Origin of the sequence: Janthinobacterium algoris (assembly GCF_051380935.1) — a bacterium.
Taxonomy (GTDB): Bacteria; Pseudomonadota; Gammaproteobacteria; order Burkholderiales; family Burkholderiaceae_D; genus Janthinobacterium.
On sequence record NZ_JBNYXZ010000015.1, the window covers coordinates 86,612 to 105,682 of the forward strand.

Annotated in this window: 13 protein-coding genes; 9 read left to right on the forward strand and 4 right to left on the reverse strand. The window is 65.8% G+C overall.

The genetic code is table 11. The annotated features are described in order from the left end of the window. Positions 1–46 precede the first annotated feature (46 nt). The 7 genes from ACQ4W7_RS21100 to ACQ4W7_RS21130 all read left to right on the forward strand — a co-directional run bounded on the left by ACQ4W7_RS21100 (position 47) and on the right by ACQ4W7_RS21130 (position 14,908). Entirely contained in the window at positions 47–427 is a 381-nt protein-coding gene (locus ACQ4W7_RS21100; protein WP_436533005.1) for a GntR family transcriptional regulator, read from the forward strand. Beyond that, positions 424–1,296 (forward strand): ABC transporter ATP-binding protein, encoded by an 873-nt coding sequence (locus tag ACQ4W7_RS21105; protein WP_436533007.1) that lies wholly within the window; start codon positions 424–426, stop codon positions 1,294–1,296. The genes ACQ4W7_RS21100 and ACQ4W7_RS21105 overlap by 4 nt, the downstream gene beginning before the upstream one ends. Then, complete coding sequence (locus ACQ4W7_RS21110; RefSeq protein ID WP_436533009.1) at positions 1,293–2,294, forward strand: hypothetical protein; 1,002 nt, start codon at positions 1,293–1,295, stop codon at positions 2,292–2,294. The genes ACQ4W7_RS21105 and ACQ4W7_RS21110 overlap by 4 nt, the downstream gene beginning before the upstream one ends. Positions 2,295–3,055: 761 nt before the next feature. Continuing rightward, positions 3,056–10,177: a hypothetical protein gene (locus ACQ4W7_RS21115; protein WP_436533011.1), complete on the forward strand. Its 7,122-nt coding sequence runs from the start codon at positions 3,056–3,058 to the stop codon at positions 10,175–10,177. 135 nt (positions 10,178–10,312) lie between these two features. Then, entirely contained in the window at positions 10,313–11,581 is a 1,269-nt protein-coding gene (locus ACQ4W7_RS21120; RefSeq protein ID WP_436533013.1) for a TolC family protein, read from the forward strand. A gap of 28 nt (positions 11,582–11,609) precedes the next feature. Further along, a complete protein-coding gene (locus tag ACQ4W7_RS21125; RefSeq protein ID WP_436533015.1) occupies positions 11,610–13,742 on the forward strand; it encodes an ATP-binding cassette domain-containing protein in 2,133 nt (710 codons plus the stop codon). Then, entirely contained in the window at positions 13,739–14,908 is a 1,170-nt protein-coding gene (locus ACQ4W7_RS21130) for an HlyD family type I secretion periplasmic adaptor subunit (protein ID WP_436533017.1), read from the forward strand. The genes ACQ4W7_RS21125 and ACQ4W7_RS21130 overlap by 4 nt, the downstream gene beginning before the upstream one ends. Before the next feature lie 9 nt (positions 14,909–14,917). Here ACQ4W7_RS21130 and udk read toward each other — a convergent pair whose 3' ends face one another. Further along, a complete protein-coding gene (gene udk / locus ACQ4W7_RS21135; RefSeq protein ID WP_426072243.1) occupies positions 14,918–15,553 on the reverse strand; it encodes a uridine kinase in 636 nt (211 codons plus the stop codon). 330 nt (positions 15,554–15,883) lie between these two features. Between udk and ACQ4W7_RS21140 the strand changes: the two genes are divergently transcribed. Together ACQ4W7_RS21140 and ACQ4W7_RS21145 are read left to right on the forward strand one after the other, a co-directional pair. After that, positions 15,884–16,333 (forward strand): DUF4240 domain-containing protein, encoded by a 450-nt coding sequence (locus tag ACQ4W7_RS21140; protein ID WP_426072244.1) that lies wholly within the window; start codon positions 15,884–15,886, stop codon positions 16,331–16,333. Positions 16,334–16,340: 7 nt separating this feature from the next. Beyond that, positions 16,341–16,709 (forward strand): tetratricopeptide repeat protein, encoded by a 369-nt coding sequence (locus ACQ4W7_RS21145; protein WP_426072245.1) that lies wholly within the window; start codon positions 16,341–16,343, stop codon positions 16,707–16,709. 16 nt (positions 16,710–16,725) lie between these two features. Here the strand turns inward: ACQ4W7_RS21145 and ACQ4W7_RS21150 are convergent, their stop codons facing one another. The 3 genes from ACQ4W7_RS21150 to rlmB form a co-directional block, all read right to left on the reverse strand. Beyond that, entirely contained in the window at positions 16,726–17,424 is a 699-nt protein-coding gene (locus ACQ4W7_RS21150) for a YceH family protein (protein ID WP_436533020.1), read from the reverse strand. A 10-nt stretch (positions 17,425–17,434) separates the two neighbouring features. Further along, positions 17,435–18,184, reverse strand: a complete 750-nt coding sequence (cysE, locus tag ACQ4W7_RS21155; protein WP_426072247.1) for a serine O-acetyltransferase — start codon at positions 18,182–18,184, stop codon at positions 17,435–17,437. A 132-nt stretch (positions 18,185–18,316) separates the two neighbouring features. Continuing rightward, positions 18,317–19,060: a 23S rRNA (guanosine(2251)-2'-O)-methyltransferase RlmB gene (rlmB, locus tag ACQ4W7_RS21160; RefSeq protein WP_071078185.1), complete on the reverse strand. Its 744-nt coding sequence runs from the start codon at positions 19,058–19,060 to the stop codon at positions 18,317–18,319. Positions 19,061–19,071 lie beyond the last annotated feature (11 nt).

The window sequence follows — 19,071 nt, forward strand, 5'->3', positions numbered from 1 at the left end:
CATTTTTCACGCGCCGCCCCGCCCCGCCCTTGTCGGAGCGCATCCCATGAGCGCGGAATGGAACGACAATAGCCCCATCTACCGCCAGCTCAAGGCCAAGGTGGTGGGCATGATGCTCGATGGCGTGCTGCAGTCCGGCGACGCCCTGCCTTCGGTGCGCCAGGTGGCGGCCGATTATCAATTGAATCCCATCACGGTCTCGCGCGCTTATCAGGAACTGGTCGACGATGCCCTGGTGGAAAAACGCAGAGGACTCGGTATGTATGTCTTGGATGGCGCCCGCGACAAATTGCTGGCCAGTGAACGCGAGCGCTTCCTGCGCGAAGAATGGCCGGCGATGCTGGAACGCATCACGCAACTGGGCCTGGACATCGAGCAACTACTGCAAGCGAGCCGCGACAGTGACGCACATGGAGAGAACGTATGAATGGATTGAACAAGGACAGCGTCATCAGCGCGCGCGGCCTGCACAAGCAGTACGGCAAGCAGGTGGCCATCGATGGCATCAGCTTCGATATCGCGCCAGGGCGCATCGTCGGCTTGATCGGGCCTAACGGTTCCGGCAAGACAACCACCCTGAAAGCCATCCTGGGCTTGACGGGTTTCGAAGGCGAACTGTCGGTGCTGGGGCGCGATCCGCGCGTGCAGCGCGACGCGCTGATGGAGGACGTGTGCTTCATCGCCGACGTGGCCATCCTGCCGGGCTGGCTGCGCGTGGCTGACGCCATCGATTTCGTTGCTGGCGTGCATCCGCGTTTCGACCGCAGCAAGGCCGAACGCTATCTGGCCCACACCAAGCTGGCGCCGAAAATGAAGGTCAAGGCCATGTCGAAAGGCATGGTGGTGCAGTTGCACCTGGCGCTGGTGATGGCCATCGACGCCAAACTGCTGGTGCTCGACGAGCCGACCCTGGGCCTGGATATTCTGTACCGCAAGCAGTTTTACCAGAACCTGCTGGAAGACTATTTCGATGAAAACAAGACCATCGTCATCACCACGCACCAGATCGAGGAAGTGGAACACATCCTCAGCGACCTGATGTTCATTCGCGACGGCAAGATCGTGCTGGCCTCGACCATGGAAGATGTGGGCGAGCGCTACATCGAGGTGATGGTGGGCCCGCAACACGTCAATCCGGCGCGCGCCCTGCAGCCGATCAGCGAACGCAGCGTGTTCGGCAAATCGGTGATGCTATTCGACGGCGTCGCCCGCACCCAGCTGGCCGCCCTGGGCGAAGTACGCACGCCCAGCCTGGCTGACCTGTTTGTCGCGACCATGAAAGGATCGTACCAATGAGTATTTCCTCTGCAAACAAGCTGCAATGGCTGCTCCGGCGTGAACTGTGGGAACACAAGGGCATGCTGGTGTGGACGCCGGCCCTGATCGGCGTGGTCATGACGGTGCTGGGCGCCCTGATGGCGGCCGCGACCGTCGCAAGGACCAAAATGCACACGGCGCTCATCGTCAATGGCGAGGAAATTTCCTGGAGCACCATCTTCAATACCCGCACCTTCGGTCCGCGCCGCACGGAAATCATCGACGCCGTCGCCAACAACTATACGTACGCGGCGGCGCCGCTGTTCCTGGCACTGGGCTTCCTGGTGTTTTTCTATTGCCTGAGCGCCCTGCATGACGACCGCCGCGACCGCAGCGTGCTGTTCTGGAAATCGCTGCCCATCTCGGATGCGCAGACGGTGCTGTCGAAAGCGGCCATCGCCCTGCTGGTCGCGCCGTTGATCGTGGCCGCCACCGCCAGCCTGACTTCGCTGGCCCTGATCCTGATACTGAGCGGCGTGCTGGCGGCCAACGGCATCCACGTGTTTGCCGAACTGCTCGGCTCTCCCGGCCTGTACCTGGGACCGCTGCGCGTGTTCGGCTTGCTGCCCGTGTATTGCCTGTGGGCCTTGCCGACGGTTGGCTGGTTGCTGATGGTCTCGAGCTGGGCCAAGTCGAAAGTCTTCCTGTGGGCCGTCGGCCTGCCGCTGCTGTTGCTCATCTTGACAGTCTGGGCCGGCAAGCTGACGCAGACGGAAAGCGACCTCAACTGGATACAGATGAATGTCATCGGACGCGCCCTGCTGGGTACTCTCCCCGGCAGTTGGTATCTGTTTGAACCGGAACTGCTGCCGCGAATGTACGCCCTGGCAGCAGGGGGATCGCACATGACACGCATCGATGTGTTCAGCAATTCCTGGTCCAGCCTGGCCCTGCCAGCCGTCTGGCTGGGTGCGGCGGCAGGCGGGGCGCTGATTTACGCCGCCATCCGCCTGCGCCGCTGGCGCGAGGAAGGCTGACCAGCGCACGATCACTACCCCATCAAAAACGCCCCGCCCGTCGGGGCGTTTTCTATTTCCGCACCGCCCAGCCACCTGAAATAATAGCTACTTTCCTGATAGTTATTATCAACGAATCTCCGCATCAAATGAAGGCTATTCAAACGATAGTATTAATTAGATATAAAAATTGAAAATAATTATTTACATCGTATTTTATTTACAATAACATTTTAGAATCAGAGAACAAAAAACAACAACTAGCAATTCGATAGCGGGATGGCTTTTTGGATAAAGGGCGCAGAAATACTGGCGCATGGTAGCAAACTCAGCAGAAATACTCGATTCCGTGACAATTCGTGACTATTCCCTTGCGCAAAGCTTGACAGAATAAGGTCATGGAGAGTGATCAAAATAGAATTTAAAGTTTCAAAAATGAAACCCCCCATTATAGTGAGCGCAGGTGTAGACCTCATGAAAATGCGCTGTCCTGCGAGCGAGCATCACCAGGCAAGCCAGTGGCGGACGAAACAAAATACAAGAAATAGTCCCCCTCTGAAATAAGTGCAAAATTATTATTTTTAATGTTACTGAGGTAGCGATCTTTTGCGCCAGCGATTTTTTTCCAGTTATGTTTTACTTGCCACTATCAACATCGGCAACACCTAAGTTCGACCACGGCCCAAGCCACGCCGGAGTAAGTAAGGAAACGAATTACATTATTAATTTTTTAATATCTTAAAAAATTTAACGAATATATAACCTCTTCTGGAGAATTTCAAATGGCCACCATCCAAAATCCAGCACAAGTTCCCGTCAATGCCGAAGGCGCTGGCAGCAAGATCGCCATGCCCGCAAAAAAAGCCGTCGATCCAAAAACCGGCGAGCGCAAGCAGTATGACGACGATGAACTCATACAGGGAGGCGACGCCAGCCAGACCATGCCGCCTGAAAATGTCGTCGAAGTCACAGGAAGCGCCGAGAGCGGCAATGCCGGCGCCCTGGGCGCGGCCGCCGCTGTGGCTGCAGCTGCCCTGGCCGCCGGTGGCGGTGGCGCGGCCGCCGGCCAGGCCGGCACCGGCACCGGCAGCGCCGACCTCGGCACTCCGCAAAGCGATAACAATGGCGGCGCCGCTGGCGCGGCCGGCACTGGCGCAGGTGCCGCCGGCATCCCCAGCGGCAGTGTCGTGGACGTTGCCGGCGCGTCGGTTGGCGCGGGTGGCGGCGCCGGCGCTGCGGCCGGCCTGGGTGGACTCGGCGTGCTGGGTGCGCTCGGCGGCCTTGGTCTGGTTGCCGCCGCAGCTGGCGGAGGCGGCGGAGGCGGAGGCGCGGCCGGCGGGTCCGGCACAGGGGGCGCGGGCACAGGGGGCGCGGGCACGGGCGGCACGGGAGGGACTGGCACGGGAGGCACGGGGACCGGCGGCACGGGCACCGGCGGCACGGGAGGCACGGGCACCGGCGGTACCGGTGGTACCGGCACGGGCGGGACGGGCGGTACGGGAGGCACGGGTACGGGAGGCTCGACCGGCGGCCAGGGTGGCACGGGAAACCAATCCACCACCATCATCGTGACCGACGCGGCCATACTGGCCGCTGCGGCAGCCGTCGTCGCCGCCAACAATGCCCTGGCCGATGATGCCAGCGCCGCCGCAGCAGCGGCCACGGCAGCAGCTTCGCTGGCAGCGGCAAATGCCGCCATCCTCGCCGATCAACTGGCGGCACAGGCCGCCGCCGCTGCGGCAGCAGCCTTGCTCGCTGCCAATAGTGCTACCAGTGACGATACGCTGGCAGTCAGCACGGCCGCCGTCGTCCCCGGTGCGCAAGCGGCCGCTACCGCCGCCACGAATGACGACAGCGCGGCCGCTGCGGCGGCCGCTACCGCCAGCATATCCCAGGCCGCCACCACGTCGGCACAAAATGACGATGCGGCTGCCGCCACGGCCGCCGCCAACGCCGCCGCCGCGCACGCCGCCGCCGATGCGGCGCAAACGCAAGCAGACCAAAGCAACGCCCCGGCATTGCAAGCCATCGCCGATGCAGCCGATGTGGTCGCCGCCGCAGCCAATACCCAGGCAGCGCTGACCGATGCAGCGGTGCTGGGTATCATCTCGGCCAATGATGCCGCCGCTGCCGCCACTGCCACGGCACTGGCCAATGCCACGGACGCCGCCGCGCTGGACCTGGCGGCAACGGCCGCCGCCAACGCCGCCGTCGCGGCCGGCATACAGGCCAGCCTGACGGACGCCGCCGCCCTGACACTCATCTCCGATGCCGATGCGGCTACCGCCGCCGCGGCCGCCAGCGTGGCCGCCGCCACCGATGCCACCGCTCTCGCCGCCGCCTCAACTGCCGCCGCCACCACGGCAGCGAATGCCGCGACAGCCGCCAATGCCAGCGACGCCGCGGCATTGGGCATCGCCGCCACTGCCGCCACGAACGCCGCCGCCGCAGCCAGTACGCAAGCGGGTCTGACCGACGCCGTGACGCTGACCATGGCAGCGGACGCCGCTGCCGGCATCGCCGCCTGGGATGCCTCGATCGCCAATGCCACCGATGCTGTCGCCCTGCAGGCCGCCGCCGACGCGGCCGCCACGGACGCGGCAAACGCGCAAACACAGGCCAACATGACGGATGCGCCCACCCTGGGGCTAATCGCCGATGCCGCCACCCTGGCCTCCGATGCCGCACAGGTGCAGGCTGGCCTGAGCGACGCCGCCGCGCTGGCCGTGATTTCCAATGCCGACGCCGCCGCTGCGGCTGCCGCCGCCTTGGCCGCCAGCACCGATGCCGCCGCACTTGACGCCGCAGCAGCCCTTGCCGCCACCGTGGCAGCGAATGCCGTCGTCACGGCCAGCCTGAGCGACGCAGCGGCACTGCAAATCACGGCCGATGCGGCCGCCAGCACGTCCGCCAGCGCCGCCACGCAAGCGGGGCTGACCGATGCCGCCGCGCTGCAAGTGATTTCCGACGCCGATGCCGCCGCCGCGCTGGCGGCGCAAACGACCGCCAACCAGACGGATGCGGCGGCCTTGGCGGCGGCCGACGCAGCCGCCGCCAGCGATGCGGCCAATGCGCAAACAGTTGCCGACCAGACCGATGTTGTCGCCCTGCAGCAAGCCGCCGACCAAGCCGATGCCGATGCGGCCGCCGCCAATGCGCAAGCGTCCCTGCTGGACGTCAATGTTGCCCTGAATGCTTTCAATCTGGCCAACCTCGCCGCCCTGGCCGCCAACGTCACGGCTGGCCAGACCAGCGTCATCGACCTGACGGCCACCGTCAATGCCTTGCAGCTCGATGCCGATAATGCCGATATCACTGCCGGCCTGACAGATGCCCTCGCTCTCGCCGGCGTCTCTACCGCCGATGCCGTGCTGGCGGCCGGCTTGCAAGTCACCGCCGGCCTGACCGACGCCGGAGCGCTCATCACCGTGGCTGCCAATGCCGTCTCGGCGGCGGAAGCGGCTGCCCTGCTAGGCGGGATCGATATCTCGGCCGTCAGCGCAGCTGCCGCAGCACAGGCCGCCGCCGCGACTGCCGCCACCGCAGCCGCGCTGACCGATGCGGGTGCGCTGACCCTGGTCTCTACCACCGACGCAGCAGCTGAACTTGCCGCCCAGGTGGCGGTCACCACGCTGACCGCCGCCAATACGCTGGCGCAAAATGCCCTGACCACGGCACAATTTTTTGCCAACCAGACCGATGCCGTGGCCCTGGGTCTGGTCTCGTCGGCCGCCAATACGACCGCCGCCGCGGCCGTCACGACCGCTGGCCAGACCGATGCCATCGCGCTGAGCCTCATCTCCACCGCGGATGGACTGGCTGCCGCATCGGCCGCCAACCTGGCGGCGCTGACGGATGCCACGGCGCTGGCACTCATTTCCACGGCCGACGCGACCGCCGCCAACGCCTTGCAGGCAACGGCCAACCTGACGGATGCCGCCGCACTGGGCTTGATCGCCACGGCCGCTGCCGCTGCCGCCAATACGGCGACGAATGTTGCCAACCTGACCGATGCGGTGTTGCTGGGCACGCTCTCGGCAGCTGCCACCACGGCCGCCAACACGACTGCCGCCAGCGCTGCATTGACGGACGCCACGGCATTGGGCCTGGTCGCCACGGCCAATGCAGCGCTGGCCGCCACGGCACAAACGACGGCCAATCTTACCGATGCCGTGGCACTGGGCCTCGTTTCAACGGCCGCCAACACGGCCGCCAGCGTTGCCGCCGCCACCGCCAGCCTGACCGATGCCGTAGCCTTGGGCAGCGTTTCGACAGCCGCCACGGCAGCCGCCAACACGGCTGCCGCCACCGCCGCGCTGACCGACGCCGTCGCCCTGGGGCTGACGGCGACCGTCGACGCGGCCGCCGCCACCGCCGCACAAACGACAGCCAACCTGACGGACGCCGTCGCCCTGGGCCTGGTAGCGACCGTGAATGCCACCGCCGCCACGACGGCCGCCACGGTTGCGGGCCTGACCGACGCCGTCCTGCTGGGCACCGCCCACACGCTCAATGTCACGGCCGCCACCGTGGCCGCCACCAAGGCCGCCTTGACGAATGCCGCCGCACTGACCACCGTCGCCAACAACGATGCCGCGAATGCCGCCGCGCTGGCAGCCTATTCGACGGCCCACCCGCTCGACCTGGCGGCGGCGTTGGCGGCCACCGTCGCCGCCACCACGGCATCCCTGTCGCTCGCCGCCGCGCAATCGGCGCAGGCGGATGACGCGGCTGCCGCCTCGACAGCAGCCACGGCCGCAGCGTCCCTGACAGCCCTGAACAATGCGCTGGCGGCCGACAATGCCGCCACTGCCGCCGCTACCCTGGCCCTGACTTCCCAGGCGGCAGCCACGGCGGCGCAGCTGGACGACACACTCGCGGCGACCGCCGCCGGCGTGGCTGCCACCTCGCTGGCAGCGGCCCAGGCGGCGCAAGCGGCCGATACCGCCGCCGCCGCGACGGCAGCGACGGCCGCCAATGCCCTGGCCGCCCTGAATGCGGCCTTGCAGGCGGACGCGAATGCGACCGCCACGGCTGCCGCCGCCGTGACGGCGAGCGCGGCCACCGCTAGCGCCATCAGCGACGATCTGGCGGCGACGACGGCCGCTACCCTGGCCGCCACCTCGCTGGCTGCTGCGCAAGCTGCACAAACGGTCGACAACGCCGCTGCCAGCGCCGCCACCATCGCCGCCAACGCGCTGGCCTCCCTGAATGCGGCCCTGGCCGACGATGCGGCAGCGGCTGCGGCTGTGCTGAACGCCACCAATGCAACGGCCGCCGCCGTTGCCGCTAGCGCCGCCGACACGGCTGCCGCGGCAGCTGCCGCAATCGCCGCCATCTCGGCCGCCGCCACGCAGCACGCACAAGCGGACGATATCGCCGCTGCCGCCGCCGCCCTCACGGCGTCCATCTCGCTGGCAGCCACGCAAGCCGCGCAGGCAGCCGATCTCGCCGTCGGCACGACTGCGACAGCGGCAGCGAACGCACTGGCCGCGCTGAACCAGGCCCTGGCCGACGACAGCCTCGCCGCAGCAGCAGCCACGGCGGCGACCAACGCCCAGGCAGCCCTGAGTGCGGCCACAAGCACACTCAACGCGGCGATATTGACGGCCAGCGCCTCGCTCGCCGCCACCAATGCCGCCTTGGGCGCCGACGCCACGGCGGCCAGCACGGCAGCCGCGGCGGCAGCCGCACAGCTGCTTGCCGATGCCGCGCTGGTGGCCGATGTAGGGCTGGCCGCTCTTGCAACGGCAGCCAACAATGCACTGGCTGCAGCCAGCGCGGCGCTGGCTGCCGACGATGCCGCCGCGAATGCCGCGCATACGGCCGCGCTCTCGGCGGCGGCAACCCTGGCGGCGCAACTGGCCGACACAGCGGCCCTCAACGCCCATGCCGCACTCAACGCGGCCATTGCCAACCTGAACGCCGCCGTGACGGCCGATGTCAACGCCACGGATGCCGACAATGACAGGACGCTGAAACTGAACCTCCTCCTCACCGCCCAGGGTGCGGCCGATGATGCGGCCCAGGCCAATGCGAATGCGGCAGCGGCCCATGCGGCGCTGGCAGCGGCCCAGGCCGACGATGCGGCGGCCGCCACCGCTGCTGCCAATGCGACTGCGGCGCATGCGGCGGCGGTCGCGGCGCAAAATGCCGATGCCGCTGCGGCAGCGGCAGCGGCGCAAGCGGCAATCTCGCTGGCCGCTACGCTCAATGCCCAGGCGGACGATGCCACGGCGGCAGCCGCCGCCACGGCCGCCGCCAATGCACAACTGGCGCTGAATGCAGCCCTGGCCGCCGACGCCGACGTCGCCGCCAGCGCCGCCGCTGCAGCGGCCGCCCAGCTGGCGGCGCAAAACGCGCATGACGCCGATGTTGCGGCCGCAGCAGCGGCCGTCGCGGCCGCCATTACCCTGGCAGCCACGCAAGCGGCGCAGGCCGATGATGCGGCAGCCGCGCTGGCAGCGGCCAATGCGGCCAACGCCCAGGCAGCACACAACGCTGCCGTCGCCGACGACCAGGCTGCAGCAGACGCCGCCGCTGCCGCAGCGCTGGCGCAAGCGGCTGCCACGGCCGCTGCAGCAGCCGATGCCGCAGCCACCGCCAGCGCCGCCGCAGCGGCATCCGCACTGCTTGCCGCACAGGCAGCACAAGCCGACGACACGGCCGCCAATCAGGCAGCGGCGAATGCCGCCGCCGCCACCGCCGCGCACACAGCAGCCATCGCCGCCGATGCCCTGGCCATCACCACGGCAGCGACGGCTGCCAGCGCGCTGGCAGCGGCCACCGCGGCGCAGAACGACGACGACGCAGCAGCGGCCGCGGCCGCCACTGCCGCCATCTCGCTGGCACTCACGCAGGCGGCACAGTCCGACGATGCGGCGGCTGCCGCTGCCACGCTCAACGCCAACAGCGCGGCAGCCGCCGCGCTGGCAGCTCATGCGGCCGATGCGGCGGCCCCGCTGGCGCAGGCACAGGCAGCCGCATCCCTGCTGGCCCTGCAAGCGGCGCAAGCCGACGATGCCGCCGCCGCCAGCGCGGCAGCAATAGCGGCGCAGGCGCATGCCAATGCCAACGCGGCCTATGCAGATGACGCGGCGGCAGCCCAAGCCCATGCCGACGCGCAGGCAGCCGACATCGCCCTGGCGCAGGCAAATGCTCTCGCCGCGCAGACCGACGCCAACGCCCTGGCGGTGATATCGAATACGGATGCCGCCCACGCCGCCGCGGTGCAAGCCATCGCCGACCAGACCGATGCCGTGGCACTCACCCAGGCCGCCGATGCGGCAGCGGCAGCGGCGCTGGCCGCGGCGCAGACGGCCAACCTGACGAACGCCAGCGCCCTGCACCTGGCCGCCGATGCGGCAGCCACCGCCGCCCTGCAAGCGCAGGCGCAGGCAGACCTGACGGACGCGGGCTCGCTGACGGTGGCGGCGAATGCCGATGCCGCAGCGGCGGCAGCGGCGCAGGCTCTGGCCGACCTGACGGATGCGAGCCAGCTGTTCGTGCTGAGCCAGAATGCCCTGCACAACCCGCTGACGGTGGCCGACTTCAGCACCGGCCTGCCGGCCGCCGGCGGCGACGTGATCGACATGTCGGCCATCGCCGACCTGACGGCAGCGGTGGCCGTAGGCGTCAATCTGAGCACGGACTTTGGCAACGACAACCTGTTCATCTTCGACGGCACGTCCGTGTCGATCGGCGCGGCGGCCAGCGCCATCGCGGCCGACAACAGCGTCTTGTCGGGACAGGGCTACATCGTCATCGCCGATGCACAAAACAGTGGCGCCGTGACGGTGTATCACTCGAGTGACCTGAGCAACGCCAACGCCATCGACACGGCGCTGGTGCTGCTGAGCGGGGTAAACATCACGCAACTGACGGCGGCCAACTTCGTCGTCTGAAGCCGTGCACCCACGCCAGGCGCCGCGCCTGGCACGGCAGCGGGAGCGCAAAACAGCGCGCTCCCGCCCATACCTTGAAATGCGTCAGGCCTTGGGCCAGAAAAGCACGGGATGAGATTACGCGGTTTCCCAGCATTGTCCTTACTGCCACGCATCGCAGCCTTGCTGGCGGCCCTGGCAATCGCATCCATGGCGTCTTGCGCGCATGCCCAGGGCGCCACCGCCTGGAGCTTCGACCAGGTCTTGCAGCAGGCGCTGCAAAGCCATCCCGCCGTGCAGGGCAAGCGCTCGGCGCAGGCGGCCGCGCGCGCCGACCTCGATGCGGCGCAGTGGCAGCGTTTTCCCAGCCTGTCGGCCGAAGTGCCCACCGGTTCGCAGGAAACGGGCGGCGTGGTGCGCATCGAGCAGCCGCTGTGGAGCGGCGGGCGCATCGACGCCGGCATCGATGCCGCCGGCAGCCGGGTCGACGCGGCCGGCGCGGCCATCGAAGAAGAACGCCTGACCCTCTCCCTGCGCGTGATCGCCGCCTACACCGAGGCGCTGCGCCAGACGGCGCGCGTGCGCTCGGCCGAAGCCGGCCTGGCCGAGCACCAGCGCCTGCTGGACATGATCAAGCGCCGCGTGGTGCAGTCGGTCAGTTCGCAAACGGACCAGCGCCTGGCCGAGTCGCGCGCCTACCAGGCGGCCAACGACGTGTCGACTGCGCGCCAGGCGCTGGAGAACGCGCTGGCGCAGCTGTCGCAACTGGCCGGCAAGCCGGTGCGCCTGGTCAGCGCCACGGGCATCGGCGTGGGCGAACCGCTGCCCGACGCCAGCCTGGAAAGAGTCATGCGCCAGGCCATAGCCTACTCCCCCACCCTGCACCGCCTCGAGTTCGAGGCGCAGGCCGCCGATTCCGACATCACCCTGCAGCGCTCGGCCTACATGCCGAAAGTGGTGCTGCGCATGGAAAAGCCGACGGGCGGCATGAATGCCGACAACCGCACGCGCGCCATGCTGGTGCTGCAAGCGCAGCCGGGCGCCGGCCTGTCGGCCAAGGCTGGCGTGGACGCCGCCGTCGCCCGGCGCGAAGGCGCGCGCGCGGCGCACGATGTGGCCGAACGCGAGGTGCGCGAGCGTTTCACGCTGGACTGGAACGAGGCAGAAGCGAGCCGCCAGCGCCTGGGCAATGCGGGCGAGGCCAGCACCACCTCGACGCAGGTGTTCGAATCGTATGCGCGCCAGTACGTGATCGGCCGCAAGAGCTGGAACGACGTGCTCAACGCCGTGCGCGAAGCGACCCAGGCGCAGTTTTCACTGGAGGACACGCGTGCGCAAGCGATTGCCGCCAGCCTGCGCCTGGCCGCGCAGACGGGCACCCTGGCCGGGCGCACGGCGCCGGCAAGCCTGGCGCGCCAGAATTGACACCGACATGATGCCAACAGGAGACAGCGTGGATACCTCCATCAAACATGGCTTGCTGACACTCACCGAGCGGGCCGCGCGCCTGACGGGCCAGCACGTGCCCGCCGCGCGCCTGGCCGACCTGCAGCGCCAGCTCGATGACGTCGATGACAACGGCGCGCCCAGTGTGATCCTTACCACCATCTGGCAGGCAGCCGGGCTGGAAGGCGTGGCGCGTCCGCTGCACCAGCCGACGCCGGGCGAGCTGCCATTCGCCGTCTACAGCGCCAGCACGGGCTGGGGCTTGCTGCAGTCGCGCGGCGCCGACGGCGCCTGGCGCGGTGAAAGCATCGATGGACGCGCCTTGCAGCTGGCGACACTGGCCGGCCTGGCTTGCGTGGGCCTGCCGCGCCGCAGCGAAAAAAGCGGCGCCCGCCCCGGCGCGCTGGGCCTGGTGCGCAACGCCCTGTGGTTGAAAAAAAGCGTATTTGTCGACGCCGTGCTGGCCACCGCGCTGGTGACCCTGCTGACCATGGCCACCTCGCTGTTCTCCATGCAGGTGTACGACCGCGTGATTCCCAATCAGAGCTTCAGCACCCTGTGGGTGCTGGTGGTGGGCGTGGCCCTGTCGATCGGCCTGGAATTCATCCTCAAGCAGGTGCGCAGCCGCATCGTCGACCACTCGTGCAATGACGTCGACCATGAATTGTCCGAGTGGTTTTTCCAGCGCATGCTGGGCATCCGTATGGAAGCGCGCCCCGCCTCCGTCGGCACCCTGGCGGCGCAAGTAAAAGGCTTTGAAATGGTGCGCGGCGTGCTCACGTCGACGTCGCTGTTCGTGCTGACGGACGTACCCTTCGCCCTGATTTTTCTCGCCATGATCACCATCATCGGCGGTTGGCTGGTGGTCGTGCCGCTGGTGGCCCTGCCGCTGGCCCTCGTGTGCGGCCTGATGTTCCAGCGCGCCATCGAGAGCCACACGCGCAAGAACCTCAACGCCAGCAACCGCAAGGCGGGCTTGCTGGTGGAAGCCGTCGATGGCGTGGAAACGCTCAAGGGCAGCAGCGCCGAATGGATGATGCAGGCGCGCTGGGCCGAACTGGTGGCCGAGAGCAGCCACGCGGAGCAGAATATCCGCGACTATGCGGCCCTGTCGCAAAACATCACGGCCGCCTTCCAGCAGCTGACCAACGTGGCGCTGATCTCCATGGGGGCGTGGTTCGTGGCGGAAAACCAGATGACCATGGGCGCGCTGATGGCGTGCACCATCATCAGCAACCGCGCTCTGATGCCCATCGTGCAGCTGCCCGCCGTGATGGTGCAATGGGCGCATGCGCGCGCCTCGATCGACGGCCTGGAACAGGTCATCAGCCTGCCCAATGAGGCGGACAGTGCGCAGTTCGCGCTGACGCCGCGCAGCCTCGATACGGGATTGCGCTTCGAACACATCCGTTTTACGTATGGCGGCGCGCAAAAGGTGGCGCTGGAAGTGGACAGTCTCGCCATCCGCCCTGGCGAGCGCGTCGGCCTGGTGGGCGCCATCGGCTCGGGCAAGAGCACCCTGCTGAAACTGGCTTCGGGCCTGTACCAGCCGGCCGAAGGCAAGGTGTATCTGGGCGACGTCGACATGGCCCTGCTGGCGCCGGCCGTGGTGCGCGAAATGGTCGGCTACCTGCCGCAGGAAACGCGGCTCTTCAGCGGCAGCCTGCGCGACAACTTGTTGCTGGGACTGGCCGACCCGGGCGAGGAAGCGATCCTGGCGGCGGCCAAACGCACGGGCTTGATCGAGCTGATACTGGGCCAGCCACGGGGACTGGCGCTGGGCATCACCGAAGGAGGACGGGGCGTGTCGGGCGGCCAGCGCCAATTGATCGCCGTCACGCGCCTGCTGCTGGCCAAGCCGCGCATCTGGCTGCTCGACGAACCGACGGGTGCCATGGATGCGAAAACGGAAGCGCGCATCGTCGGGCTGCTGGGCGAACTGGCGGCCGAAGGCGTGACGATGGTCGCCACCACGCACAAAAACGCCCTCTTGCCCCTGCTTGACCGCCTGGTGGTGCTGCAGGCGGGACGGGTGCTGCTGGACGGCCCGCGCGACTTTGTCCTGTCCAAGCTGTCGGGCAAGCCACAGGCCGTACCCAGTCCCGCAACTGCGCCGGTGGCACAAGGAGCCGTGGCATGAAACTGGCCAAAGTGGCAACGCGGGAAGAAGCGAAACGGAGCCGGCTGCTGATCTGGAGCTGCACGCTAGCGCTGGCGGGAGTCATCGCCTGGGCATCGTGGGCGGAGCTGGACCAGGTGACGCGCGCCAATGGCCAGGTGATCGCCAGTTCGCGCAATCAGATCATCCAGGTGGCCGATGGCGGCGTGCTGGCCGAGCTGCGCGTGCATGAAGGCAGCGTGGTGAAAAAGGGCGAACTGCTGGCGCGCTTCGACCGCACACGGGCCGAGACGAGCTACCTGGAAAGCACGGCCAAGGCGGCCGGGCTGAAGGCGGCTGTGGCGCGCCTGCAGGCGGAAGTGTTTGGCGGCACGCCGAAATTCCCGTCCGAGCTGCAGGCGTTCCCGGAATTTCGCGCCAACCAGCTGGCCCTGTTCAGCAAGCGCCAGGGCGCCGTGCAAGCGGAAGTGAGCTCGCTGGAAAGCGCCATGAAACTGATCAAGGAAGAGCTGGAAATGAACTTGCCGCTGCTGGAAACGGGCGATGTCAGCCGCGCCGAAGTGCTGAAACTGCGGCGCCAAGTGGTCGACATCCAGGCGCAGATCACCAACCGGCGCAACAAATACCTGCAAGATAGTCAGACGGACCTGGTGAAAGCCCAGGAAGACCTGGCCGGCGTGCTGCAAACGGTGACGCAGCGCAAGGAGCAGCTGGGTTCGACGGATATCTACGCGCCCACCGACGGCATCGTGCGCAATGTGCGGCTCACCACCCTGGGCGGCGTGGCCAAGCCGGGCGAGGAAATCCTGCAAATCGTGCCCACGGACGACGACTTGATCATCGAAGCGAAAGTCAAGCCGGCCGACATCGCCTTCATCAAGCCCGGCCTGCCCACGGCCGTGAAACTGGACGCCTACGACTACGGCATCTACGGCCGCCTGCGCGGCACCGTCAGCTATATCAGCGCGGATACTTTGAGCGAGGATAACAAGGGCAACGAGCAGCCGTACTACCGCGTGCAGATCAAGACCAGCGGGCGCAATCTGATGGGCAAGAATGGCGAGCCGATTTTGATCCAGCCCGGCATGACGGCCACCGTGGAAATCAACACGGGCCGCAAAACTGTCTTGCGCTACCTGACGAAACCGATCACCAAGACGTTTTCAGAGTCGATGGGGGAGCGGTAATGTAGCGGGCTATTTCAACCGACCGATGACGCTCGCCACCTTGGCGGTAATCATGTCGACTGCGGGGCCATTCGCGCCATGCGGCAAAATGACATCGGCATTGCGCTTGGTCGGCTCGATGAATTGCTTGTGCATCGGGCGTACTGTTTCCAGATACTGCTCTATGACGCTTTCCACCGAGCGGCCGCGTTCGGTGATATCGCGTTGCATGCGGCGGATGAAGCGCACGTCAGAAGCGGTGTCGACAAAGATCTTCAGCGACATCATGTCGCGCAAGTCTTCGTCATACAAGGCAAACAGGCCTTCGATCACGATCACCGGAGCCGGCTTGACTGGAATGGTCCTGCTGGAGCGATTGTGCAGCGTGAAGTCGTACTCCGGCATCTCGATCGCCTCGCCGTTGCGCAAGGCCTGGATATGCTGCACCAGCAATGGCCACTCGAACGCCTGCGGATGGTCGTAATTCTGCTGGCGACGGACTTCAGGGCTGAGGTGCGTCTGGTCGCAGTAGTAATCGTCCTGCATCACGACCGAGACCATGTCGGCACCAAACGACGCGAGCACTTGCTGAGATACGGTGGACTTGCCACTGCCGCTTCCGCCAGCGACACCAATAACAAACGGTTGGAAGGAAATATTATTCATGCCGAATGATACCGGAAACGCGACCGGACTGACAGGGAGCGGCTGATCCAAAATGACGTTACGCTGGTCGGATGAGTAAGGGCACGCCGCCTGATCCGACCAGCGCCATCATTCGAACTGTTTGCGGCGTGGAAGGAATGGTAAAGGACACGGCCTATCTCCTTGTTGAATGCAAAATAGTTACTTAGGGTTAGGGAAACGGTGCGCTTGGTATTCGAGCAAGATGATATTCTGAACAAGCTCAAGATGCGCAGACGGGACGACTGGCGCCACCGGCATTGCATGCCTGACCTCTTTCAGTATCGATTGACCATTTACCAGGAATATATAATGAACGAAGAAAAATTTTGGCAGCTGATAGAGCAAATCGATCGAGAGGCCCTGGAAGACGGCGACGCCGATGCCGCGGTGGAACCGTTGACCGAAGCGCTCGCCGAGTTGCCGGTCAAGGACATCAAGGGCTTCGAGGAGTGCCTGGCTCAGGCACTGTACAAGCTCGATGGCAAAGTGTTTGCGGACCATGCCGGTGCATCAGGAAAGTCGGGTGACGGTTTCCTGTATGCGCGCTGTTTCGTCGTCGGCTCGGGCAAAGCTACTTATGACAGCGTTCTGGCCGACCCCACACTGATGCCAGATCAAACGGACGACTGGCTGGAAGAACTGTTGAGCGTCGCTCCCGAAGCTTGGTCAGAGAAGACAGGGCGTGACACCGATGACTGGGATTTTACCGCCAGCGTCGATTATGAAACCGGAAGCAATGCCGCCGCCTGGCCCGGCTAAGGCGGCAATGGACGCCATCGCCGCAAGCAAGGCGCATATAAAGCTGGCCGAAGGCGATGCCGGGCAATGGGATGCGCATATGGCGGCAGCTGAAGCCGTGTTGCGCAGCGCCTTGCAAGCGGCCCAGCAAGATACCGCCCTGATCACTTGCCTGGGCGCCGTGCTGTGTGACCAGGGTGAGTACAGGGAAGCCTTCAACGTACTGGAAACGGCACTCAAGCTGGGCTCGACGGACAGCCATACCCATTACAACCTGGGGGTGGCCCTGGCCGGACTGGCAAAACCCCGCAAGGCCATGGCGCAATTTGGCAAGGCGCGGGGCCTTGCCGCTTCCAGACAAACCTGGACCGCCTATTTCGACCCGCAGGCCCAATAGGCGCGTGCTCGGAAAACTATTCGAACTGCTTGCGGAACGCTTCGAACTGCGCCGCCAGGCCATCGAAGTCGCTGCGCAATTGCAGCACTTCCTGTTCCAGCTGGGCCACGCGGCTGCCCTGCTGCGGCGCGCTGACAACGCCGGCAAAACCGGCCGCCGTCTCGCTTTGCGCCAGTGCTTCTGCGCCGCCCAGCAAGTGGCCGTAGCGCGGTTCCTTGGCACCGGGGGCGACGGCCAGCCTGGCCACCAGCGGCGGGTATTTGTCGATCAAAAACTGCAGGCCCGATTCCACTTCCGCCACCGACTTGAATTCATGCACGCGGCCACTGCGACTGCGGATCTCGCCGGCCGTCTGCAAGCCGCGCAGCATCAATATGGCCAGGATAGCCAGCTTTTCCTGTTCCAGCGACCACTTGATGCGCATGCGGTGTTCGTACTTGGCGACGCGCGCGCCGGCCTGCGTGATGCCGTTGACGAATTTGCGCTGCATCAAACGCTGCAGCACGTCGTAGACGGTTTCCTCGGAGAGCGCCATGACGGGGTCGCGGCTGGACAACTGGTTGCAGCCGTTCGTCAGGGCATTCAGCGACAGCGGATAGCTGTCCGGCGTCAGCGCTTCCTTTTCGGCCAGCACGGCCAGCACGCGGATCTCGAAGGGGTCGAGCAGATTCGGATTGTCAGTACTTTTTTCGCCTGCTGTCACATCAGTGTTCATGCCTATATCCTTAATCAACCAGCTTGTTCATTTGCTCGGAATCAAATTTATCACACTCAGGCACAGCCTGGCAGCATATGCCCGCCGCCTTCAGGGTGGCGAGAATGGTTTCGATGCGCTGTTCCTGCGCCACGGCATGCGTGATCAAGCCTTGCAGAGCTTTCGACAGCGGATCGTCGCCGTTGGGCGTGACGCCATACGCGGCGAACAGGTGGGCCGTGCTACCCTCGCGCAAGGCGTTGACATCCTTTTGCACGATGTGCGCCGGGTTGCCGACAGCCGTGGCGCCCGAAGGCACGGGCTTCAACAGCACGGCGTTCGAGCCCACCTTGGCATACTCTCCCACCGTGAAGCTGCCCAGCACCTGGGCGCCAGCGCCGACAATAACGCCGCGTTCCAGGGTTGGATGGCGTTTGCTGCCGCTGTGCAGCGAGGTGCCGCCCAGGGTCACGCCCTGGTAGATGGTGCAGTCATCGCCGACAACGGCCGTCTCGCCGATCACCACGCCGAAGCCATGGTCGATGAAGACGCGCCGGCCAATGGTGGCTCCCGGGTGGATTTCGATGCCCGTGATGATGCGGGCGAGGTAGGAAATGAAGCGCCCCACCCACTTCATGTGCCGCGTCCAGCACCAGTGCGCCCAGCCGTGCATGACGATGGCGTGCAATCCCGGATAACAGGTCAGCACCTCCCAGCCATTGCGGGCGGCGGGGTCACGTTCGATGATGCTGTTGATGTCTTCGCGCAGGTGGTGGAACATAATGAAAACAGATAAGGTGGAACGCAAATGGTAGCGTATTCGGCGGCGTGCTGCCGGAGAGGCAGATAAACAACCGCCGCCTCAAGGGCGGCGGCTGACTTTTGGAAGCGCTACAAAACGGTCAGGACGTTTTTATGCTTCCAGCGCAATGCGCTGGCGGCGCGCTTCATACAAGCACACGCCGGAAGCGACCGACACGTTCAGACTCTCGACGGAGCCGAACATCGGGATGCTGACGAGGATGTCGCAGGTATCGCGCGTCAGGCGGCGCATGCCTTCGCCCTCGGAACCCATGACCAGGGCCGTCGGGCCCGTGAAATCGGCTTCGTACAAACCTTTTTCGCCATCGTCGGTGGTGCCGATCAGCCAGATGCCGCGCTCTTTCAGTTCGCGCATGGTGCGCGCCAGATTCGTCACGGTGATGTACGGAACGGTTTCGGCGGCGCCGCTGGCGACCTTGGCGGCCGTGGTATTCAAACCCACGGCGCGGTCCTTCGGCACGATGACGGCATGTGCGCCGACGCCGTCGGCCACGCGCAGGCAGGCGCCCAGGTTGTGCGGGTCGGTGATGCCGTCGAGTATCAACAGCAGCGGCGGGCCGTCAATGGCGTCCAGCAACTCATCGAGATTGCGCGCCAGCGACAGTTGCGACGCAAAGGCGATCACGCCCTGGTGGCGACGCGTGCCGACGATCTTGTCCAGACGCGACGAGTCGACGGGCATGACGCGCACGTTGGCAGCCTTGGCGGCGGCGATCATGTCCTTCATGCGGCCGTCGACGCGGCTGGCATCGACAAAAATTTCTTCCACGGACGACGCTTCATGACGCAGACGCGAGGTGACGGCGTGGAAGCCGAAAATCATTTTATTCTTCATGTGTTATCGCT

Bases quoted from the DNA above. Each gene is read 5' to 3' on its own strand.
- ACQ4W7_RS21140 (WP_426072244.1), top strand. From the start codon at position 15,884: ATGAACGAAGAAAAATTTTGGCAGCTGATAGAGCAAATCGATCGAGAG.
- rlmB (WP_071078185.1), bottom strand. From the start codon at position 19,060: ATGAAGAATAAAATGATTTTCGGCTTCCACGCCGTCACCTCGCGTCTG.
- udk (WP_426072243.1), bottom strand. From the start codon at position 15,553: ATGAATAATATTTCCTTCCAACCGTTTGTTATTGGTGTCGCTGGCGGA.
- ACQ4W7_RS21115 (WP_436533011.1), top strand. From the start codon at position 3,056: ATGGCCACCATCCAAAATCCAGCACAAGTTCCCGTCAATGCCGAAGGC.
- ACQ4W7_RS21100 (WP_436533005.1), top strand. From the start codon at position 47: ATGAGCGCGGAATGGAACGACAATAGCCCCATCTACCGCCAGCTCAAG.
- ACQ4W7_RS21130 (WP_436533017.1), top strand. From the start codon at position 13,739: ATGAAACTGGCCAAAGTGGCAACGCGGGAAGAAGCGAAACGGAGCCGG.
- ACQ4W7_RS21145 (WP_426072245.1), top strand. From the start codon at position 16,341: ATGGACGCCATCGCCGCAAGCAAGGCGCATATAAAGCTGGCCGAAGGC.
- ACQ4W7_RS21110 (WP_436533009.1), top strand. From the start codon at position 1,293: ATGAGTATTTCCTCTGCAAACAAGCTGCAATGGCTGCTCCGGCGTGAA.
- ACQ4W7_RS21150 (WP_436533020.1), bottom strand. From the start codon at position 17,424: ATGAACACTGATGTGACAGCAGGCGAAAAAAGTACTGACAATCCGAAT.
- ACQ4W7_RS21105 (WP_436533007.1), top strand. From the start codon at position 424: ATGAATGGATTGAACAAGGACAGCGTCATCAGCGCGCGCGGCCTGCAC.
- cysE (WP_426072247.1), bottom strand. From the start codon at position 18,184: ATGTTCCACCACCTGCGCGAAGACATCAACAGCATCATCGAACGTGAC.